The sequence below is a fragment of the Pseudonocardia sp. D17 genome (genome assembly GCF_036984265.1).
GTDB classification, from domain to species: Bacteria; Actinomycetota; Actinomycetes; order Mycobacteriales; family Pseudonocardiaceae; genus Pseudonocardia; species Pseudonocardia benzenivorans.
On sequence record NZ_BPRG01000084.1, the window covers coordinates 14,148 to 33,451 of the forward strand.

Here is a 19,304-nt window from a genome sequence, read left to right on the forward strand (position 1 = left end):
GGTGTCTCCTTGGTCGGGGACGTGCCCGGATCGGGCGCATCTCGTCGGGGACGTCGAAGCCGCGGCACCGGTCTCGACATCCTGGGTGCACGACCTGTGCAGGAGCTCGTCCACCGACCCGGAGGCCGCCGTGAAGTACCTGATCATGATCATGATGAATCCCGAGGCCGGAGCGATGTGGGCGCAGATGTCGCCCGAGCGGCAGCGCCAGGGCTACGAGGCGCACGACCGGGTCCGTGAGGCCATCGCCGCCGCGGGCGAGCTGGTGACGGCCGAGGCGCTGCAGGGACCGGAGGCCGCGCGCCGGGTCCGGCTGCGCGGCGGCCAGGTCGTCACGACCGACGGCCCGTTCGCGGAGGCGAAGGAGCACCTCGCGGGCTACTACCTCGTCGACTGCCCGAGCGTCGAGAAGGCGGTCGAGTGGGCGGCGGCGATGCCGGAGGCCGAGTTCGTCGACATCGAGGTCCGGCCGGTCCTCGACCTGCACCCCGTGGCCGGGGCGCAGCCCGGTACGTGAGTGCCGTCCCGTCCGGCGAGCTGCTGCGCGCGCTCACGCCGGAGGTCGTCGCGGCGCTCGCCCGGCGCTACGGCGACTTCGAGACCTGCGAGGACGCCGTGCAGGAGGCGCTGCTGGCCGCCGCGACGCAGTGGCCGTCGGACGGCGTGCCGGAGAACCCGAAGGCCTGGCTCATCACCGTCGCGGCGCGGCGGCGCATCGAGCTCTGGCGGTCCGACGACGCGCGTCGCCGCCGCGAGGAGACCGTCGCCGCGCTGGAGCCTCCGGACCCGGCCCCCGCCCCGCAGTCCGACGACACGCTGACCCTGATGCTGCTGTGCTGCCACCCCGCGCTGACCCGGCCGTCGCAGGTGGCGCTCACCCTGCGCGCCGTCGGCGGGCTGACGACGGCCGAGATCGCCCGGGCCTTCCTGGTGCCCGAGCCGACCGTCGGGCAGCGGATCAGCCGCGCGAAGCAGCGCATCGCCGCGGCGGGCGGGCGGTTCCGGATGCCGCCGCCCGCCGAGCTCGACGACCGGGTCGCCGCCGTCTGCGCCGTCCTCTACCTGGTCTTCAACGAGGGGCACACCGCGAGCGAGGGCCCGGACCTGCAGCGCGTCGAGCTCAGCGGCGAGGCGGTGCGGCTCGCCCGGCTGCTGCGGGCGGTGCGCCCTGCCGACGACGAGGTGGCCGGGCTGCTCGCCCTGATGCTGCTGACCGACGCCCGCCGGGATGCCCGCGTCGGCCCCGACGGCGGGCTCGTGCCGCTGGCGGAGCAGGACCGGTCGCGCTGGGACGCGGGCGCGATCGACGAAGGCCTCGCCCTGGTGGCGCAGGTGCTGCCGGCCGGCCCGGTCGGGCCGTACCAGCTGCAGGCGGCCATCGCCGCCGTGCACGCGGAGGCGGAGTCGGCATCCGACACGGACTGGCCGCAGATCCTCGGCCTGTACCGCCTGCTCGAGACGGTCGCACCGGGCCCGATGGTCGCGCTGAACCGGGTCGTCGCCGTCGCGATGGTGCACGGGCCGGCCGCCGGCCTCGTCGGGCTCGACGAGCTGGCCGCCGATCCCGCGCTGGCCGGTCACCATCGCCTCCACGCGGTGCGGGCCCACCTGCTCGAGCGCGCCGGCCGGGTGGCCGCGGCGCGCCGCGAGTACACCGCCGCGGCGGACCTCACGCGCAGCGTGCCGGAACGGCGTTACCTCGCGGGGAGGGCCGCGGCGCTGCGCGGGTGATCCCGGGGGTCCGCCCCCGGCCGGCGTCGGGTCCGCACCCTCGTTGCGGCCCGCCGTGCTCGCCACCCTGGTCGACGGGGTCCGGACGAGCCGGGCGGGACCAGGGGGAGCGGGATGGACCTGACGACGGGTCACGCGGTCGGGATGGTGCTGGGGATCGGGGCGGGCCTGGTCGCGGGGCTGCTGCATGGCCGGTTGCTCCCCGTGACGGCGACCCGCACCGGGACCGCCGCCGTCCTTGCGGTCGCCTTCGGGCTCGCCGCGGCCTCGCTCGCCACCGGCCGGCCCGCCGCCGGGCTGCTCGCGGCGGCGGCCGGCGTGCTCGGCCTGCTCGTCGCCGAGCGGCTCCGCCGCGGGCCGGACGCGCCCGCACCGCCCAGGGTGCGGGGCCGGGTCGTCTCCGACGGCGGTCCGTCGCTCCTGCTGCTCTTGATAGGTGACCTATAGGTCACCTATTCTCGTGCGGGATGGACGACGACCGCGTGTTCAAGGCGCTCGCCGACCCGACCCGCCGCGCGCTGCTCGACCGCCTGTTCGCGCGGGACGGGCGGACGCTCGGCGAGCTGGAGGAGGGCGTCGCGATGACGCGGTTCGGGGTCATGAAGCACCTGCGGGTGCTCGAGGACGCGGGTCTGGTGGTCACCCGCCGGTCCGGCAGGGAGAAGCTCCACTTCCTCAACCCGGTGCCCATCCGACGCATCCACGACCGCTGGATCGACAAGTACACCGAGGGCCCGGCGTCGTTCCTGGCCGGCCTGCAACGCTCGTTCGAGGAGGAGGACCGGAGTGAGTGACCTCTCCACGCAGCTCTACCAGGTGCTGCTGCGCGCCACCCCCGAGCAGGTCTGGGAGGCGATCACCTCTCCCGACCGGACCCGGCTGTACTTCCACGGCGCCCACGTCGAGAACACCGCCGAGTGGCACACCTCCCGCGGCCCCGACGGCGCCGACTGGGGCGACGGACCGGTCCTGGAGTTCGACCCGCCGCGCCGGCTCGTCCACGAGTGGCGTTCGGCCTACGACCCCGAGCTCGCGAAGGAACCGCCCAGCCGCGTGACCTGGGAGATCGAGGACACCGGCGACGGATCGTGCCGGCTGACCGTCGTCCACGACCGGCTCGACGACTCGCCCCGCACCGCCCGCAGCGTGTCCGGACCCGGCTGGGGCACCGTCCTCGACGGCCTCAAGACCCTGCTGGAGACGGGCGCGCCGTCGGTGAGCGCGCCGTGAACCCGCCGCTGTTCGTCATGACCTACGAGCCGTCCGAGGGGTTCGGCCCGCTCGCCGCCGAGCACGGGCCCGCCCACGTCGCGCGGCTGCACGAGTTCCACGACCGCGGCGTGCTCGTGCACGCCGGGCCGCTGTCGGACCCGTTCGACGGCACCGCGATCGGCGTCTTCACCTCCCGCGAGGCCGCCGAGGAGTTCATCGCGGGCGACCCGTTCGTGCTCGGTGGTGTCGTCGCCCGGTGGACGGTCCGCGGCTGGGGCGACCTGTTCGCCCCGGCGGGACGCCCCGGATGACCGCAGCCCGGGCCGAGTCCCGGGCCGACGCACGCACCCTGCTCGTCTCGGTGTGGGCGTCGGCCGTGTTCGCGGTGGTCTCGCTGGTGTGGGGGCTGGTCGTCGACTCGCGGCTGATCCTCTTCGACGGGCTGTACTCGTTCGCGAGCGTGGGGCTCTCGCTGCTGGGGGTGTGGGCGCTGCGGGCCGCCCGCCGTGGTCCCGACGACCGCTACCCATGGGGCCGGGAGATCTACGAGCCGCTGGCGATCGTCGTGAAGGCGGCGGCACTGGGCGGGCTGTGCCTCTACGCGCTCGCCGGCGCCGTCGGCGACCTGCTCGTCGGGGGCCGCGACGTCGACACGGGCTGGGCGCTGGTCTACGCCGTCGTCGCGACCACGGGCGGGGTCGCGGTGTCGTTGTACATGCGGCGCAAGGCCCGCGCCGGGTCCGACCTGGTGCGCGCCGAGGCCGCCGAGTGGTGGGGCGACGCCCTGCTCAGCGTCGGCGTGCTCGTCGGCTTCGCGATCGCGTGGGGGTTCACCCTCGGTGGGCGCGACGATCTCGCGCGCTACGTCGATCCCGCGATGGTCGCGCTGATCTCGGCGGCCTTCCTCGTCGTGCCCGCGCGGCTGCTGGCGCAGGCGTTCCGCGAGGTGCTGACGATGTCCCCGCCCGCGGTCCGTGAGCAGCTGCTGGTGTGCGTCCGCGAGATCGAGGAGGAGTACGGGTTCGCGGAGTCGTTCCTGCGGGTGGCCAAGGTCGGCAGCAGGCTCGACGTCGAGGCCGACTACGTCGTCGTCGCGTCGTCGACGGCGCAGACCGTCACCGAGTTCGACGCGGTGCGCGCCGCGCTGCTGGCCCGGATCCGGGCGACGGGTCAGGACCCCTCGATCTCCGTCGGGTTCACCGCGGACCGCTCCTGGGTGGCCTGAGCGGCCGGTGGGGCGGGCGGCTCGGCGGCGGCCGGGGCGGGGAACGTCGGCGCCGCGGGGTCGGACAGCAGCCGGGTGAGGCGGTCGAGGTCGTCGACGACCGTGGTCAGCCAGGCCCAGGCGTCGAGCACACGCAGGCCGGCCTCGACGTCGTCGGCGAGGTTGCTGGGGGCGTGGACCGTCACCGCCTCGTGGCACGCTCTCACGGTCGCGGCGGGCACGGCCTCCCCGGCGTCGAGCGCGTCGGCCGCCCCGCGCACCGAGAGCGCGACCTCGGCGGCGGCCGCCTCGATGCGCGTCGCCGTCTCCGGCCACGGCAGCGGACCCGACGGGGGATGGCGCTGGCGCAGGGTCGCCGAGTACGTCGAGAGCCGGTGCACCACCCCGATGAGCGGGAGCCAGTCGGGCTGGGGGCCGGGCCGCGGCGGTTCGCCGCGGTACTGGACGAAGGAGTGGTTGAGCAGGCCGGCGAGCCTGCGCAGCTGCGAGAACCCGGTCGGGACCGGGGTGCCCTCGGCCAGCAGCCGGACGGTGTCGCGCAGCTCGTCGGCCCCGGCCCGCAGCGAGTCCGCGGCGAGCCTGCGCAATTCCCCGCCGCCACCGCGCGGCCACATCACGGCGCCGATCAGCGCGCCGATCACGCCGCCGGTGACCACGTCCTGGAGCCGGACCGCGGCGAGCTGCCACGTCGCCGGGTCGAGCTGGGCGAACAGCACCGAGACGACGAGTGTGAACCCCGCCTGGCCCGCCGCGACACCGAAGGCCGGCCCGGCCGCGAACGCCGCGATCATCAGGAACGGCAGCAACCACGCGTACAGCGACGTGTGCACCCAGGTCAGCACCGCCGCTGCGGCGGCGGCCCCGATCAGTGTCCCGACGAACGCCTTGACCAGGATCGACCGGCTCGCCACGGCCGAGGTGCGCATCAGGCTCAGCGTCGCGAGCAGCACCCAGAAGCCGTGCGACAGGTCGAACACGCCCGCGACCAGCCGTGCGACGCCCAGGCCGATCGCGACCCGCAGCGCGTTCTGCAGGTACACCGACCGCGGTGTGACGTTGTTCGCCAGCCGCAGCCGGACCAGCTCGAACCGGGTCATGCGCAGGAACCGCAGCTCGTCGGGGAGCGGGCCGGGCGGCACGGGCAGCCGGGCGATGCCGTGTGCGGCGAGCCCGGTGTTCCGTGCGGTCTGCGCGACGGCCGCGGCGGCCAGCCCGGCGCGCAGGTCGGGTGTCGGCCCGTCGGGCAGCGGGAGGTGCCGCACCCGCATCCCGAGGTAGGCGCCGAGTGCGGTGTCCAGCGCGTCGAGCGGGGGCGGCGCGCCGCCCTGCAACGTCCGGGCGGACCCCTCCAGCACGGCGGCCGACGCGTCGAGCAGGTCGGCGGTGAGAGGGTGGCGCGGGTGCGGGCCGTCGGTGACGAGCAGGTCGGTGAGGGTGCCGAGGCGTGCGGTGACCAGCCGCGTCTCGGCCGCGAGGGTGAACAGGGAGCGGTCGCGCAGCCCGCAGCCGAGCGGACGCTCCGGCAACGGCATGTCGGCCAGCCGCAGCGCGTCGGCCGCGGCCTGCGCATCGCGCCGGACGGCGGCCACCACGGCGGCGCCGCCCGTCGCCGCCGCGGGGGTGCCGCCGGTCGAGCGCAGGTCCGAGGCGACCGCCGTCGCGAAGCCGGCCGCGGTCCTCAGGCCCACCCCGATGCGCCGTGCCGGGTCGGGCGGAGCCGGGGCGGGCAGCAGGGTGCGGTCGGCGATCGCGAGCAGCACGACGCCGATCGCCAGGCCCGCGAGCCGCTCCCCGAGCTGCTCGGGGGCGAACGGCGGGAAGCAGGCCAGCACGTAGAACAGCTGCAGGCCGTTCGCGACGCCGCCGATACGCGGTCCGGCGACGCTCGAGTACGAGATCGCGAACCCGAACACCAGCATCCCGGCCACGGCCGCGGCGGTGCTCCCCGCGACGAGGGTTCCGGCCGTGACCAGCACGGCGCCGACGACGAGCACGATCCCGTAGCCGCGCGTCCGTGTGGCCGGAGCGCCGGTCACCTCGGAGAGCGCGCCGAGGGCGACCGCCGCGAAGAGCGCGTAGATCGCCATCGTGTCGTCGTCGATGACCAGGTGGCAGACGTAGAAGCCGACGCAGGCGGCGACCGTGACGCGCACGGCGCGGCGTAGCGCGGTGTAGCCGGGATCGTGCCGGGCCATGACGGCCGACGGCGCGTGCCAGAGCCGGGCCGCGGCGGGCGTGACGACGGAACCGTTCGCCACCGTCGCACCCCCTCGGCCGCTGCGGACGCCGCGTCACGCTAGCGACGGTGGTGCCCGCACGACTACCGCGCTTCGGGTCGAACCGGGTCGTCGGCGCCCGCCCGTAGGCTCCCGGATCGGTTGGCCCACGACGATGCGGCGCCGGGTGCGCCGGGACGGAGGCAGGTATGAAGGTGGTCGTCACGGGAGGGGCGGGGTTCCTCGGCAGCAGGCTCGCCCGGGCCCTGCTCGACCGCGGTGAGCTCGACGGCCGCGAGATCCGCGAGCTCGTCCTGCTCGACGTCACCGCGGCCGCCGTGGGGGCGGACGACCCGCGGGTGCGCGCCGTGGTCGGCGACGTGGCCGATCCCGCGCTGCTCGCGGAGCTGGTCGACGCGGACACCGACGTCGTGTTCCATCTCGCGGCCGTGGTGAGCGGGCAGGCGGAGGCCGAGTTCGACCTGGGGATGCGGATCAACCTCGACGGGTCGCGCCGGCTGCTCGACGCCTGTCGCGCGGCGGGCCGCGTCCCCCGGGTGGTGTTCACGAGCTCGGTCGCGGTCTACGGCGGCGACGTGCCCGCCGTCGTGACCGACTCGACGCCGCTGACCCCGCAGACGTCCTACGGCACCCAGAAGGCGTGCGCGGAGCTGCTGCTCGCCGACCACACGCGCAAGGGTCACGTCGACGGCCGGGTGCTGCGGCTGCCGACGGTGACGGTGCGTCCGGGCCGCCCGAACGCGGCCGCGTCGGGCTTCGCCAGCGGGATCGTCCGCGAGCCGCTCGCCGGCGCGGAGTCGGTGGTCCCCGTCCCACCGGAGGTCAGGATGTGGGTGCTCTCGCCGCGCCACGCCGTCGAGTGCCTCGTGGCGGGCGCGGAGCTCACCGACGCGCAGCTGGGGTCCTCGCGTGCGGTCAACCTGCCCGGTGTCTCGGTGACGGTGGGGGAGATGGCCGCGGCGCTCGAGCGCGTCGCCGGTCCCGAGGTCGCGGCGCGGGTGCGGTGGCAGCGCGACCCCGCGGTGGAGGCCATCGCCGCGACCTGGCCGGGAGCCTGGGACACGACCCGGGCGCAGGCGTTGGGGCTTCGCGGCGACGCGGACTTCGACGCGATCGTCCGCGCCTACATCGAGGACGAGATGCGGTGAGGACGCCTTGACGCCGGCCGCTCCCGGGCAGAGAGTGTTCCCGGACATCAGACGTCTGATGTGAAGGGGGCGACGTGGCGACGTTGGCGGAGACCGTGGCCGACGCGCTGCTCGACGCCGTCGTCGCCGGTCGGTACCCGGCCGGCACCGCGCTGCCGCCCGAGGGCGAGCTCGCCGCCGCCCACGGCGCGAGCCGGCTCACCGTCCGGGAGGCGGTGCGCATCCTGCGGGCGACGAACGTGTTGGAGGTCCGGCGCGGCCTCGGCACGTTCGTCACCGCACCGGAGCGCTGGCGCTCCCTCGACCTGCTCGTCCGCGCGCAGCACGCGGGCGAGCACGGCTCGGCGGTGCCGGAGCTGCTGCTCGAGGCCCGGCGGATGGTCGAGGTCGGCGCCGCCCAGCTCGCCGCCGTGCGGCGCACCGACGAGCACCTGGCCCAGCTGCGGGCCGGTGTCGAGGAGATGCGCGCGGCGGCGGCCGCCGGCGACGTCGACGTGTTCGTCGACGCCGACATCGCCTTCCACGACACCGTCATGCGCGCCACCGGCAACGTCTTCGTCCCGTTCCTGCTCGAACCCTTCGGTGAGCTGCTGGTCGCGGCCCGCCGCCAGACCTCGGCCGTGCCCCGGATCCGGGACAACGCCGTCGCCGAGCACGCGCGCATCGTCGACGCGCTCGAGGCGGCCGACCCCGACCGGGCCCGCGAGGCGATGGAGTCGCACATGAGCCAGACCCAGTCCGACCTGCGCGCACACGTCCTCGGAGTGAACCCGTGATCCCGTTGCCGACCGTCACCGGCCCCGTCGACCCCGACGACCTCGTCCGCGACTACCCCCGGCCGTGGCGGATCGACCCCACCGACCTCGCCGGCCGGGTCGCGACCGGGCGGCGCGTCGTCGTGCTCGACGACGACCCGACCGGCACCCAGTCCGTCGCCGACGTGCCGGTGCTGACCCGGTGGGAGGCCGACGACCTCGCCTGGGCGTTCGCGCAGGACACGCCGGGGTTCTTCCTGCTGACCAACAGCCGCAGCCTCGCCGAGGCCGACGCCGTCGCCCGCGGCGAGGAGGTCGCGACGGCGGTCGCGCGAGCCGCGGCGGCGGCGGGGGTCGACCACGTCCTCGTCAGCCGCAGCGATTCCACGCTGCGCGGCCACTTCCCGGCCGAGGTCGACGTCCTCGTGCGGGCGGGAGCCGACGCGGGCCGCCCGGTCGACGGGATCGTCGTGGTCCCGGCGATGATCGAGCCGGGCAGGCTGACCGTCGGCTCGGTGCACTGGATGCGCACGCCCGACGGGATGATCCCGGTGTCGCACAGCGAGTTCGCCCGGGACGCGACGTTCGGCTACCGCAACGCCGACCTGCGCGACTGGGTCGCCGAGAAGACCGGTGGGCGGATCCCCCGTGGGTCCGTCGCGACCGTGACGCTGGCCGACCTGCGCGGTGGCGGCCCCGACCGGGTCGCGGAGATCCTCTCGGGGCTCACGCAGGCGCAGCCCGTCGTCGTCGACGCGGCGACCGACGACGACCTGCGGGTGCTCGTCGACGCGCTGCTCGTCGCCGAGGCCGCCGGCAGGCGCTTCGTCTACCGCTCCGGTCCGTCGTTCGTGCGGGCGCGGCTCGGCCAGTCCGCCCGCGCGCCGCTCACCGCGCCCGACCTGCGGACGGGTCCGCCCGACGGCGCCGACGTCCGGACGCCGGTGCCGCACGGGCTGGTCGTCGTCGGCTCGCACGTCGGGCTGACCACGCGTCAGCTCGACCGGCTGCGTGCCGCGGGCGGCGTCACCGAGGCCGAGCTGGACGTGCCGACGCTGCTCGATCCCGCGCGTCGCGAGACGCACGTCCGCGACACCGCGGGGGAGGTGGCCGACCTGCTCGGCGGCGCCGCCGACGTCGTGCTGCGCACCAGCCGCACCCTCGTGACCGGGGCCGACGCCGACGAGAGCCTCGCGATCGCCCGGACCGTGAGCGCCGCGATGGTCGACGTCGTCGCCGAGGTCGCGGCGCGGGTCCGGCCGGCGTGGGTCGTCGCCAAGGGCGGGATCACGTCCTCGGACACCGCGACGGGCGCGCTGGGCATCGCCAGGGCGTGGGCGCGCGGGACGCTGCTGCCGGGGATCGTCTCGGTGTGGGAACCCGTCGCCGGGCCCGCGCGCGGGGTGCCGTACGTGGTGTTCGCGGGCAACGTCGGTGACGACGACGGGCTCGTCGCCGCGGTCTCGACGCTGCGGGGCACCCGATGACCGCGGTGGCCGTGCTGGGTCTGGGCGCCATGGGGCTGCCGACCGCGACGCGGCTCGCCGGGGAGTTCACGGTGAGCGCGTTCGACGTCAGCGCGGCGCGCCGGGAGCTGGCCGCCGCCGCGGGTGTCCGTCCGGCCGGCGACCCGGCCGCGGCGGTCACGGCCGGCGGGATCGTGCTGCTCGCCGTGCGGGACGAGGCCCAGGTCCGGCAGGCCCTGTTCGGCACCGACGGGGCCGCGGCCGCCCTCGGGGAGGGCGGGCTCGTCGTACTGACCAGCACGATCGGCCCCGACGCCGCCCGCACGCTCGCCGCGGAGCTGGCCGGGTCCGGGATCGCGCTCGTCGACGCCCCGGTGAGCGGCGGCCCGGCCCGCGCGGGGGCGGGCGACCTGCTGATCGTCGTGGGTGCGGCCGCCGAGCCCCTCGCCCGCGCCCGCCCGGTCCTCGACCGGCTGGCCTCGACCTTGGCCGTCGTGGGGGAGCGTCCCGGCGACGGCCAGGCGATGAAGACGGTCAACCAGCTGCTCGCGGGCGTGCACATCGCGGCGGCCGCGGAGGCCGTCGCGCTGGCCCGCGCGTTCGGCCTCGACGCGGAGACGGTCGTCGCGACGCTGTCGGCGGGTGCGGCCGGGTCGTTCATGCTCGCCGACCGCGGTCCCCGGATGGCCCAGGCCTACGGCGAGCACGCCGACGAGGTCGAGGTCCGGTCGCGGCTGGACATCTTCGTCAAGGACATGGGCATCGTCACCGACGCGGGCCGCGCCGCCCGCGTCCCGCTGCCGCTCGCCGCCGCGGCGCAACAGCTCTACCTGCTCGGGCACACCGCGGGGATGGACGCCCGCGATGACTCCAGCGTCGTCACGCTGCTGTCCCCGCCCGGCTCCGCTCCCACCGACCCCACAGAAGGGTGATCATGGCCGACGATCGTAAGGTCTGGTTCGTCACCGGCACGAGCACCGGCTTCGGCCGGCTCATCGCCGAGCAGGCGCTCGCCGCGGGCGACCTCGTCGTCGCGACCGCACGCGACCCGAGGTCGGTCGACGACCTGGCCGCCGCGGCCCCCGACCGGGTCCGCGCGCTCGCGCTCGACGTGACCGACGGGCCCGCCGTCACCAAGGCCGTCGCCGAGGCCGTCGAGGCGTTCGGTCGCATCGACGTCCTGGTCAACAACGCCGGTTACGGGCTGCGCGGCGCGATCGAGGAGTTCACCGACGCCGAGCTGCGGCAGGTCTTCGAGACGAACGTGTTCGGGCTGCTCGCCGTCACCCGCGCCGTGCTGCCGACGATGCGCGCGCAGGGCAGCGGGCTGATCGTGCAGATGTCGTCGGTCGGGGGCGTGACGTCGCGGCTCGGCGGGACGGCGTACGCGGGCACGAAGTTCGCCGTCGAGGGGCTCTCGGAGGGGCTGGCGGCGGAGGTCGCGCACCTCGGGATCAAGGTCGTGATCTGCGAGCCCGGCCCGTTCCGCACCGACTTCGCCGGGCGCTCGATCCGCTGGTCGCAGCCCATGGAGGCCTACGCGCCGGTGCTCGGTCCGGAGCGTGAGCGGTTCGCCGCCGAGGACGGCAACCAGCCGGGCGACCCGCTCGCGGCGGCGAAGGTGATCGTCGGGCTGGCGCGAGCGGAGAACCCGCCGCTGCGACTGCCGATGGGGCACGCGGCGTTCCGCCGGATCCGGGAGACGCTGACGACGCGCCTCGCCGACCTCGACGTCGTCGCCCCGCTCGGGCTCGAGCTCGACCACAGCTGAACCGGGACCGCCGCGGGCGCCGGCGCGACGGGCTCGCGCCGGCGTCGCCGCGTCGGGGTGGGCGGTCGCGGCCCGGTCGGCACCGACTCACAGATGAGTTTCGGCGGGCGCCTCGGTCTGGGTGGACAGGAACGTGCGGCCGCCGCATCGCCGGGATGATGCGCAACGACGGCGCCTCCGGGACGCCCGACGCCGGGACCGTGCACCTCGCCGTCGACGACGCCGAGGCGGCGCGAGGAGCCCGTCGACACCCCGTTCGGACGCCTCGCCGAGATCGCCGACCCGACGGGCGCGGTGATCAAGCTGTCGTCGGTGCGCCGACCGTCCGCCTGGGCACCGCGCGCCCTCCCGACCGGGCCGCGCCCCCCGGCGGGAGGCGCGGCCGGCCCCGTTGCGGCTACGTCGCCGTCGGGAAGTGGAAGCCGGCCGCACCGGCGGCGGCGACCTGCGGCCAGCGGGTCGTCACGACCTTGGCGCGGGTGTAGAACGCGACGCCCTCGGGCCCGTGGATGTGCGACTGCCCGAACAGCGAGTCCTTCCAGCCACCGAAGGAGTAGTAGGCCATCGGGACCGGGATCGGCACGTTGACGCCGATCATGCCGACCCGTACGCCGCGCTGGAACCGCCGCGCGGCCTCGCCGGAGGACGTGAAGATCGCGGTGCCGTTGCCGTACGGGTTGGCGTTGATCAGCGCGATCGCCTCGTCGACGTCGGACGCGCGCACGACCGACAGCACCGGGCCGAAGATCTCCTCGCGGTAGACGTCCATGTCGGTCGTGACGCCGTCGATCACGGTCGGGCCGACGAAGAAGCCGTCCTCGTGGCCGGGCACGGTCAGCCCGCGGCCGTCGACGGTGAGCGTCGCGCCCTGGGCCTCACCGGTGCCGATGAGCCCGACGATGCGGTCCCGGGCCGCCGCGGTGACCACCGGCCCCATCTCGCTGGTCGCGTCGCGGCCCGGGCCGACCTTGACCGCCCGGGCCTTCTCGGCCACGGCCGCGACGAGCTCGTCGCCCGGCCCGCCGACGGCGACCGCCGCGGAGATCGCCATGCAGCGCTCGCCCGCGGAACCGAACGCGGCGGCCACGAGGTGCTCCGCGGCGAAGTCCAGCGGGGCGTCGGGCAGGACGACCGCGTGGTTCTTGGCCCCGCCCAGTGCCTGCACGCGCTTGCCCGTGGCCGTCGCGCGCTCGTGGATGTACCGGGCGATCGGGGTCGAGCCGACGAACGACACCGCGGCGACGTCGTCGTGGTCGAGCAACGCGTCGACGGCGGTCCGGTCGCCCTGCACGACGGTGAACACACCGTCGGGCAGCCCGGCATCGGCCCACATCTGCGCGACGAGCAGCGACGCCGACGGGTCGCGCTCCGACGGCTTGAGGACGAACGTGTTGCCGCAGGCGATGGCGACCGGGTGCATCCACATCGGGACCATCACCGGGAAGTTGAACGGCGTGATACCCACGCAGACGCCGAGGGGCTCGCGGAAGGAGTGCACGTCGACCCCGGCGGAGACCTGGTCGGAGAAGTCGCCCTTGAGCAGGCTCGGGATGCCACAGGCGAACTCGACGACCTCGAGGCCGCGCTGGACCTCGCCGCGGGCGTCGGCGACGACCTTGCCGTGCTCGTCGGAGACCACCTCGGCCAGCTCGCCGATGCGCGCGTTGACGATCTCCCGGAACGCGAACAGCACCTTCGTCCGCGCCGAGAGCGAGGACCGGGACCACTCGTCGAACGCGGCGGCCGCCGAGCGGACGGCGGTGTCGACGTCGGCGGCGTCGGCCAGCGCCACCTCGGCCTGCTGGACCCCGGTCGCGGGGTTCCACACGGGCGCGGTGCCCCCGGACGTCCCGTTCTCGGGCTTGCCGCCGATCCAGTGGGTGATCGTCCTCAACGTCGGGTCCTCTCCTGTGGCTGCGCGGTGCGGTGGGCGCCCCGCGCGCGTACGACGGGTTCGACCCTAGGTGTAGCCGCGGGACACGACCCCGAAGTGCGCCTTGTCGCGCCCGAAGTGGTCGGCGCTCGCGAGGTTCCAGTCGCCCGCCCAGCCGGGTGGCGGTTCGGCGAGCAGCTCACCGGGCTCGAGCCAGTCGAACAGCTCCGCGTACGAGCGGGTGTCCATGTGCCCGATGCGCCTGCGCAGCTGGTAGGGCGCCAGCTCGTCGGGGCCCCGCGAGCCCATCGACGCCATCAGCCGGCGTGCCTCGGCCACTGTCGCGGCCTGGAAGCGCCGCACCCGTTCGCTCTTGTCGGCGACGTCGAGCGCCGCGGCCCGGCGTGGGTCCTGGGTGGCGACACCGACCGGGCAGGTGTTGGTGTGGCACCGTTGGGCCTGGATGCAGCCCACGGCCATCATCATCGCCCGCGCGGAGTTGGTGTAGTCGGCACCCTGGATGATCCGTTTGACGACGTCGGAGCCGTTGGCGATCTTGCCCGACGCCCCGATCCGGACCCGGTCGCGCAGCCCGGTGCCCACGAGCGCGTTGTGCACCGTCATCAGGCCCTCGGTGAGCGGCGCGCCGACGTGGTCCTCGTACTCCAGCGGCGCCGCGCCGGTCCCGCCCTCCGACCCGTCGACGACGACGAAGTCCGGTGCGGTGCCCTCGGCCAGCATGGCCTTGCAGAGCGCGAGGACGTCGACGCGCGAGCCGACGCAGAGCTTGATCCCCGCCGGCTTCCCGCCGGCGAGCTCACGCATCCGCGCGACGAACCGCACCAGCTCCCGCGGCGTCGTGAAGACCCGGTGCGCCGCCGGGCTCTCGCAGGTCACCCCGGGCGGGACCCCGCGCGCCTCGGCGATCTCCGCGCTCACCTTCGGGCCCGGCAGAACGCCGCCGATGCCGGGTTTCGCGCCCTGGCTGAGCTTGAGCGAGACGCACCGCACGGCGGGGTGGGCGGCCTTGTCGGCGAACGCCGCCGGGTCGAAGTCGCCGTCGGGGGTGCGGGCGCCGAAGTAGCCGCTGCCCAGCTCCCAGATCAGGTCGCCGCCGTGTTCGAGGTGGTAGCGCGAGATGCCGCCCTCGCCCGTGTCGTGGGCGAACCCGCCCAGCGCCGCGCCCCTGTTGAGCGCTCGCAACGCGTTGGCCGACAGGGCGCCGAAGCTCATCGCCGAGACGTTGAGCAGGGCCATCTCGTAGGGCCGGGTGCAGTCGGGTCCGCCGACGCGCACCCGGTGCGGCTCGGTCGGCACGGGCACCGGGACGGTGGCGTGCAGCAGGTACTCGTAGCCGACCTCGTTGACGTCGCGCTCGGTGCCGAACGCCTTCTCCCCGGCGATGCCCTTGGCCCGCTCGTAGATCAGCGTGCGGGTGTCGCGGTCGAACGGGCGGCCGTCGACGTTGCGCTCGACGAAGTACTGCTGGATCTCGGGCCGGATCCGCTCGAGCAGGTAGCGCAGGTGCCCGACGACGGGGTAGTTGCGCAGCACCGAGTGCCTGCGCTGCACGACGTCGGCGACCCCGACGGCGAGCAGTGCCAGCAGGATCGCCGCCGCCACCCACCAGCCGGGCCGCACGAGGAGCGCGGCGGCGACGGCCGCCCCGGACAGGACGGTCAGCGAGCCGAGCAGCGCGATCCGCAACACGTCGCCACGCTAGACGGTCGCCGCACGGTCCATCCGCCGTGGCTCACCTGCTCCGGCTCACTCGACGGCCCGGATCTCGCGGCCCGTGCGGTCCGGTGCGAACAGCGAGACGACCGCACCGACGACCGGTCCGACGACCCCGAGCGCGAGCGCCATCGGGACCGAACCCGCGATCCCGAGCGCCACCAGCGGGAACAGGCCCGCTCCGATGCCGCGGCCGGCGTAGTAGCCGGTGTTCGAGCCCGACGACCGGATGCGCGTCGGGAAGAACTCCGCCATCCACACCCCCAGCACCCCGAAGCCGCCGCTCCCGCCGGCGCACAGCATGAGCGCCCAGAACGCGGGGGATGCCCAGTAGTCGTGGCCGACGTGGGCGTGACCGGTGGCGACCAGGGTCAGGAACCAGCCGAAACCGATGATTCCGACCAGACACGACACGAAGAACGCCCATTTGCGGCGAATCACGTCCGAAAGCCAGCCGGTGGCCGGGTAGCTGACCGCGGTGACCACGAGCCCGAACAGGACGATGAGGCTGGCGGTGCCGAGCGGGAGCTTCTGCACCGAGACGAGGAACGTCGTCAGGTAGGCGATCATCGAGTTCGTCGTCAGGAACATCGCGCTGGCCAGCACGATGAACAGGACCGTCCCCGCCGCGTAGCCGCCGCGGAACAGGTCCACGAGGGGCACCTTCGCCGCGCGCATGCCCTCCGGCACGCGGCCCGCGGCCAGCTCGCGCCGGTAGGCGAGCCACTGCTCGGACTCGGGCAGCAGGAGCGCCGCCAGCCCACCGATCACCAGGGTCACGACACCGATGACGACGTAGCCGGCACGCCAGCCGTCGTGCAGCCCGAACTGGAGGGTGCACCAGTAGACGACGCCCTCGGTGACGATCTCACCGGTGAAGTACATGGCCTGGATCGAGCCGCCCATCGCGCCGCGGCGGGCGGTCTTCCAGCTCTCGGCGAACATCGAGAACGCGAGCCCGAACAGCCCGCCCATCCCGACGCCGGCGAGGATGCGGGTGAGCATGAACGTCAGGTAGGTCGGGGCGAGGCCGCCGAGGATCGCGGCGATGCCGAAGATCAGCACCGACGCCGTGTAGGTCCACCGCCTGCCGATGCGGTCGCCGAGCCAGCCGCACACCAGGCCGCCCACGATGGAGGCGAAGCCCTGCAGCGTCGAGATCTGCACGATCTGGATCGTGCTGACGTGCAGGGTCTCGGCGATGTACGCCATCGGGTAGCCGACGAGGTTGAGCTCGGCCCCGTCGAACAGGGTCCCGAGGAAGGCGAAGACCAGGATCCGGCGGAGGTAGACCGGCCGGGCGAGGCCGGACACCACCCCCGGGCCGGCCTCGGGGGTGCGCAGGAGCGACATCGGGGTCCCTTCTCGTCGTGCGGGTCGAACGATGGGTGTCGCCGGGACGGCGGGTCCGCGGGCGTGCCGGGACGGGCGCCGAGGATCGGCGCCCGGGCGGCGCCTGGGGCGGCGCGGGCGGATCGGGGCTGGGGCGGCGCCTGAGGAGCGGCGCTGGGGAGCGGCGCTGGGGGTCGGCGCTGGGGGGTCGGCGCCGGGCCTCGACGCGGGAAGATCGGCGCGGCCGGATCGGTGCCGGGGAGCCGACGCCGGAGCGAGCGCCGCGAGGCCCGCGGGAGCGGTTCCCGGTCTCCCCGGGCGCGCCGGGGCCGGCGCGCCCGAGGAGGAGGGCCGGAGACCGGGTCACTCGGGGAGCGGACGGCCTCGGGTCTCCGGGCAGAAGGGCGCGACGATGATGCCCAGCACGTAGATGCAGCCGACGACGGTCGCGGCGATCCCGTAGCCACCGAGCTGGGAGATGATCCAGCCGGACAGCAGTGGCCCGAGGAACGCGATGAACCGCGCGGCGTTGAAGACGAACGCGGCGCCGGTGGCGCGCAGGTGGGTCGGGTAGAACTCGGGCAGCCACACCGGCATCCAGGTGTACTGGCCCAGCGTGAAGAAGCCGTTGACGATCAGCACGACGACGACCAGGCCGATGCTGTGGGTCCACAGGAACAGTACGGGCGTGAGGACCAGCGAGGCGGCGAAGTAGAGCAGCACCGTCGGCTTGCGACCGAACCGGTCGGCGAGGAAGCCGAAGGCGACGTAGCCGAGGATCGCGCCGGCGTTGTAGATCATTCCCGCGCCGCTCGCCCAGGCCGACGCGGAGTGCCCCTGGCCTGCGGCGACACCGGAGACGTAGAGCGGTACCCACGTCGAGATGCCCCACCACGCGAGCGTCGTCACCAGCGACATGAGCGACCCGAGGATCGTCAGCTTGCGCAGCCGCGGGTCGGCCATGATCTGCCGCAGGGTCAGCCGCGTGAACGAGCGCTCGCTCTCGGTGAGATCGGTGGCGGCGCGGGCCTTGAGGGCCTTGCGCCGCGCGGCCGCGCTGCTCCAGTTCTGCGACTCGGGGACCTTGCGGCGCAGCCAGAGCGCGAAGAGGGCGGGCAGCACGCCGATCGCGAACATGATCCGCCAGGAGTCCGGGCCGATGGGCGCGACGAAGTACCAGACCGCCGAGGCGATGAAGAACCCGAGGCCGAGGCCGCACTGCATGAACCCGGCCGCCTTGGCGCGTGCCTTCGCGGGCCACATCTCGGCGACGAGCGACGTGCCGGTGCCCCACTCCGAGCCGAGCGCGAAGCCGGTGACGAAGCGCAGCACGAGGAACGCCGTCCAGGACCAGGACAGCGCGGACAGCCCGGTGAACGCGGCGTAGAGGACCATCGAGGTCAGCAGCGCGCGGCGGCGGCCGAAGTAGTCGGCGAAGACCCCGCCCAGGATGCCGCCCATGCCCCAGCCCAGGAGCGTGACGGCGATGGTCGCGCCGGTGAGGAACGCGATCTGGCTCGGCGGCGCGGCGGGGTCGAGCCGGCGCAGCACCACCCCCGCCGTGAGGATGAGCGCGTAGGTCTCGAAGCCGTCGAAGAGCCAGCCGAGGTTCGCCGCGGCGAGCGATCGCCACTGGGACCGGTCGAGGTCCTGGTACCAGCGACGGGACCCGTCGGTCTCCGGTGGTGCGCCGGCGGCCGGGGCGGCCGTCCGGGGGGTGGCGGCCGCGTCGCCGGCCGCTGTCGTGGTGGTGTCGTCCTGCACCGGTGCTCCTCTTCCGGGCGCCCGGGGGCGCGGCGGTCGGCACTAGCCGGCCGGGGATGGTGACCGCCGCTGGGCCACTCTGCCTATAGGACTCGATGTCCTGTCCACAGGACATCATGTGCAGCGCGAAACGCTAGGGCGGACGACGGGAGGCGTCAAGCGGTGTGCCGCGGATCCGCTCAGATTCGGATCCGTGTGGGGAGAGCCGCCGAATCAGCGGACCGGGAGTGTCCCGCCGGTGCGTTCGGTGATGCGGACGCCGCACGCGCGGACGAGCTCGCCGGTATTGCCGACGTTGCGCTCGTCGAGCTCGGAGGAGAAGGCGAGCGAGCACAGCGCCATCGAGACCCGGCCCGCCGCGTCGAAGACCGGCGCGGAGACCCCCGCCTGGCCCGGCTCGTACTCCCGCAGGCTCACCGCGTAGCCGCGCTCGCGGGTGGCGGCGAGCTCGGCGCGCAGGGCGGCGCGCTCGACCTTCGTCTCGGCGGTGAACGCCGTCAGACCGTGCTTGTCGATCAGCCGGTCGACCTCGTCGGGGTCGGACCACGCGTGGAAGGCGCGCATGATCGCCGGTGCGGAGAACGGGAACGTGTCGCCGACGCCGACGGTCATCCGCACGCCCTGGCCGCGGTCGGCCTTCGCGACGACGGCGTAGTCCGACGGGCCGTGCCTGCGCAGGGCGAACACGAGGAAGCCCAGGCGGCGGCTGAGGTCGTCGAGCTCCTGGCCGACGATCTCGCCCACCCAGTCCGGCGTCGACGCGGCGACGGCGAGCAGCCGCGGGCCCAGCCACCAGCCCGCCCGGTCGCCACGGGTCGCCGCCCAGCCGGCGCGCTGGAGCGTGCCGAGGATGTTGTAGCAGGTACTGCGGTTGAGGCCGAGCTCCTCGATCAGCGTCCCGGTCGGGACCGGGTCGGGCCATTCCCGCGCGATCCGCTCCAGGAGCCGGACCGCGTTCAGCACCGCCGGTACGTCGCTGGCCATGTGCTCCCCCTTGCCTGCAGCGCCGGTGTGCGGGGCCGCCGTTTCGCCGCACACGGTAGCGCCGCCGCGGAT

At 74.7% G+C, this 19,304-nt stretch carries 18 protein-coding genes; 12 read left to right on the forward strand and 6 right to left on the reverse strand.

Annotated features, from left to right (window positions below; genetic code table 11):
• Positions 1 to 130 precede the first annotated feature (130 nt).
• The 7 genes from PSD17_RS15370 (at position 131) to PSD17_RS15400 (ending at position 4,168) form a co-directional block, all read left to right on the forward strand.
• Positions 131 to 517, forward strand: a complete 387-nt coding sequence (locus PSD17_RS15370) for a YciI family protein (RefSeq protein WP_339123116.1) — start codon at positions 131 to 133, stop codon at positions 515 to 517.
• Positions 514 to 1,731 carry an RNA polymerase sigma factor gene (locus tag PSD17_RS15375; RefSeq protein WP_339123118.1) on the forward strand — a complete coding sequence of 406 codons (1,218 nt, stop codon included), beginning with the start codon at positions 514 to 516 and terminating at the stop codon, positions 1,729 to 1,731. The genes PSD17_RS15370 and PSD17_RS15375 overlap by 4 nt, the downstream gene beginning before the upstream one ends.
• Before the next feature lie 114 nt (positions 1,732 to 1,845).
• Positions 1,846 to 2,178, forward strand: a complete 333-nt coding sequence (locus tag PSD17_RS15380) for a hypothetical protein (protein WP_339123119.1) — start codon at positions 1,846 to 1,848, stop codon at positions 2,176 to 2,178.
• Between the two features lie 20 nt (positions 2,179 to 2,198).
• Positions 2,199 to 2,525, forward strand: a complete 327-nt coding sequence (locus PSD17_RS15385) for an ArsR/SmtB family transcription factor (RefSeq protein ID WP_013675861.1) — start codon at positions 2,199 to 2,201, stop codon at positions 2,523 to 2,525.
• A complete protein-coding gene (locus PSD17_RS15390) occupies positions 2,518 to 2,961 on the forward strand; it encodes an SRPBCC family protein (RefSeq protein ID WP_339123121.1) in 444 nt (147 codons plus the stop codon). The genes PSD17_RS15385 and PSD17_RS15390 overlap by 8 nt, the downstream gene beginning before the upstream one ends.
• Positions 2,958 to 3,254, forward strand: a complete 297-nt coding sequence (locus PSD17_RS15395; protein ID WP_013675859.1) for a YciI family protein — start codon at positions 2,958 to 2,960, stop codon at positions 3,252 to 3,254. Before PSD17_RS15390 ends, PSD17_RS15395 begins: the two co-directional genes overlap by 4 nt.
• Positions 3,251 to 4,168, forward strand: a complete 918-nt coding sequence (locus tag PSD17_RS15400; protein WP_013675858.1) for a cation diffusion facilitator family transporter — start codon at positions 3,251 to 3,253, stop codon at positions 4,166 to 4,168. The genes PSD17_RS15395 and PSD17_RS15400 overlap by 4 nt, the downstream gene beginning before the upstream one ends.
• Here PSD17_RS15400 and PSD17_RS15405 read toward each other — a convergent pair.
• Entirely contained in the window at positions 4,114 to 6,426 is a 2,313-nt protein-coding gene (locus PSD17_RS15405; RefSeq protein ID WP_339123123.1) for an FUSC family protein, read from the reverse strand. The two genes, PSD17_RS15400 and PSD17_RS15405, sit on opposite strands and share 55 nt — an antisense overlap.
• Before the next feature lie 167 nt (positions 6,427 to 6,593).
• Here PSD17_RS15405 and denD point away from each other — a divergent pair, with 167 nt between their 5' ends.
• From denD to PSD17_RS15430, 5 genes are all read left to right on the forward strand, one after another.
• Complete coding sequence (gene denD, locus PSD17_RS15410; protein WP_339123124.1) at positions 6,594 to 7,553, forward strand: D-erythronate dehydrogenase; 960 nt, start codon at positions 6,594 to 6,596, stop codon at positions 7,551 to 7,553.
• A gap of 74 nt (positions 7,554 to 7,627) precedes the next feature.
• Positions 7,628 to 8,329 (forward strand): FadR/GntR family transcriptional regulator, encoded by a 702-nt coding sequence (locus PSD17_RS15415; protein ID WP_339123126.1) that lies wholly within the window; start codon positions 7,628 to 7,630, stop codon positions 8,327 to 8,329.
• Positions 8,326 to 9,795, forward strand: a complete 1,470-nt coding sequence (locus tag PSD17_RS15420; RefSeq protein ID WP_339123128.1) for a four-carbon acid sugar kinase family protein — start codon at positions 8,326 to 8,328, stop codon at positions 9,793 to 9,795. Before PSD17_RS15415 ends, PSD17_RS15420 begins: the two co-directional genes overlap by 4 nt.
• Entirely contained in the window at positions 9,792 to 10,706 is a 915-nt protein-coding gene (locus tag PSD17_RS15425) for an NAD(P)-dependent oxidoreductase (protein WP_339123130.1), read from the forward strand. The genes PSD17_RS15420 and PSD17_RS15425 overlap by 4 nt, the downstream gene beginning before the upstream one ends.
• A gap of 2 nt (positions 10,707 to 10,708) precedes the next feature.
• Complete coding sequence (locus PSD17_RS15430) at positions 10,709 to 11,545, forward strand: oxidoreductase (RefSeq protein ID WP_103384090.1); 837 nt, start codon at positions 10,709 to 10,711, stop codon at positions 11,543 to 11,545.
• Between the two features lie 397 nt (positions 11,546 to 11,942).
• Here PSD17_RS15430 and PSD17_RS15435 read toward each other — a convergent pair whose 3' ends face one another.
• The 5 genes from PSD17_RS15435 to PSD17_RS15455 form a co-directional block, all read right to left on the reverse strand.
• A complete protein-coding gene (locus PSD17_RS15435) occupies positions 11,943 to 13,439 on the reverse strand; it encodes a CoA-acylating methylmalonate-semialdehyde dehydrogenase (protein ID WP_339123132.1) in 1,497 nt (498 codons plus the stop codon).
• 66 nt (positions 13,440 to 13,505) lie between these two features.
• Positions 13,506 to 15,128, reverse strand: coding sequence for an FMN-binding glutamate synthase family protein (locus tag PSD17_RS15440; RefSeq protein WP_013675850.1), 1,623 nt, complete (start codon positions 15,126 to 15,128; stop codon positions 13,506 to 13,508).
• A 57-nt stretch (positions 15,129 to 15,185) separates the two neighbouring features.
• Complete coding sequence (locus PSD17_RS15445; RefSeq protein ID WP_339123134.1) at positions 15,186 to 16,505, reverse strand: MFS transporter; 1,320 nt, start codon at positions 16,503 to 16,505, stop codon at positions 15,186 to 15,188.
• 342 nt (positions 16,506 to 16,847) lie between these two features.
• On the reverse strand, positions 16,848 to 18,248 hold the full coding sequence (locus PSD17_RS15450) for an MFS transporter (protein WP_103380155.1): 1,401 nt from the start codon (positions 18,246 to 18,248) through the stop codon (positions 16,848 to 16,850).
• Positions 18,249 to 18,461: 213 nt separating this feature from the next.
• Complete coding sequence (locus tag PSD17_RS15455) at positions 18,462 to 19,232, reverse strand: IclR family transcriptional regulator (RefSeq protein ID WP_013675847.1); 771 nt, start codon at positions 19,230 to 19,232, stop codon at positions 18,462 to 18,464.
• Positions 19,233 to 19,304: the final 72 nt, after the last annotated feature.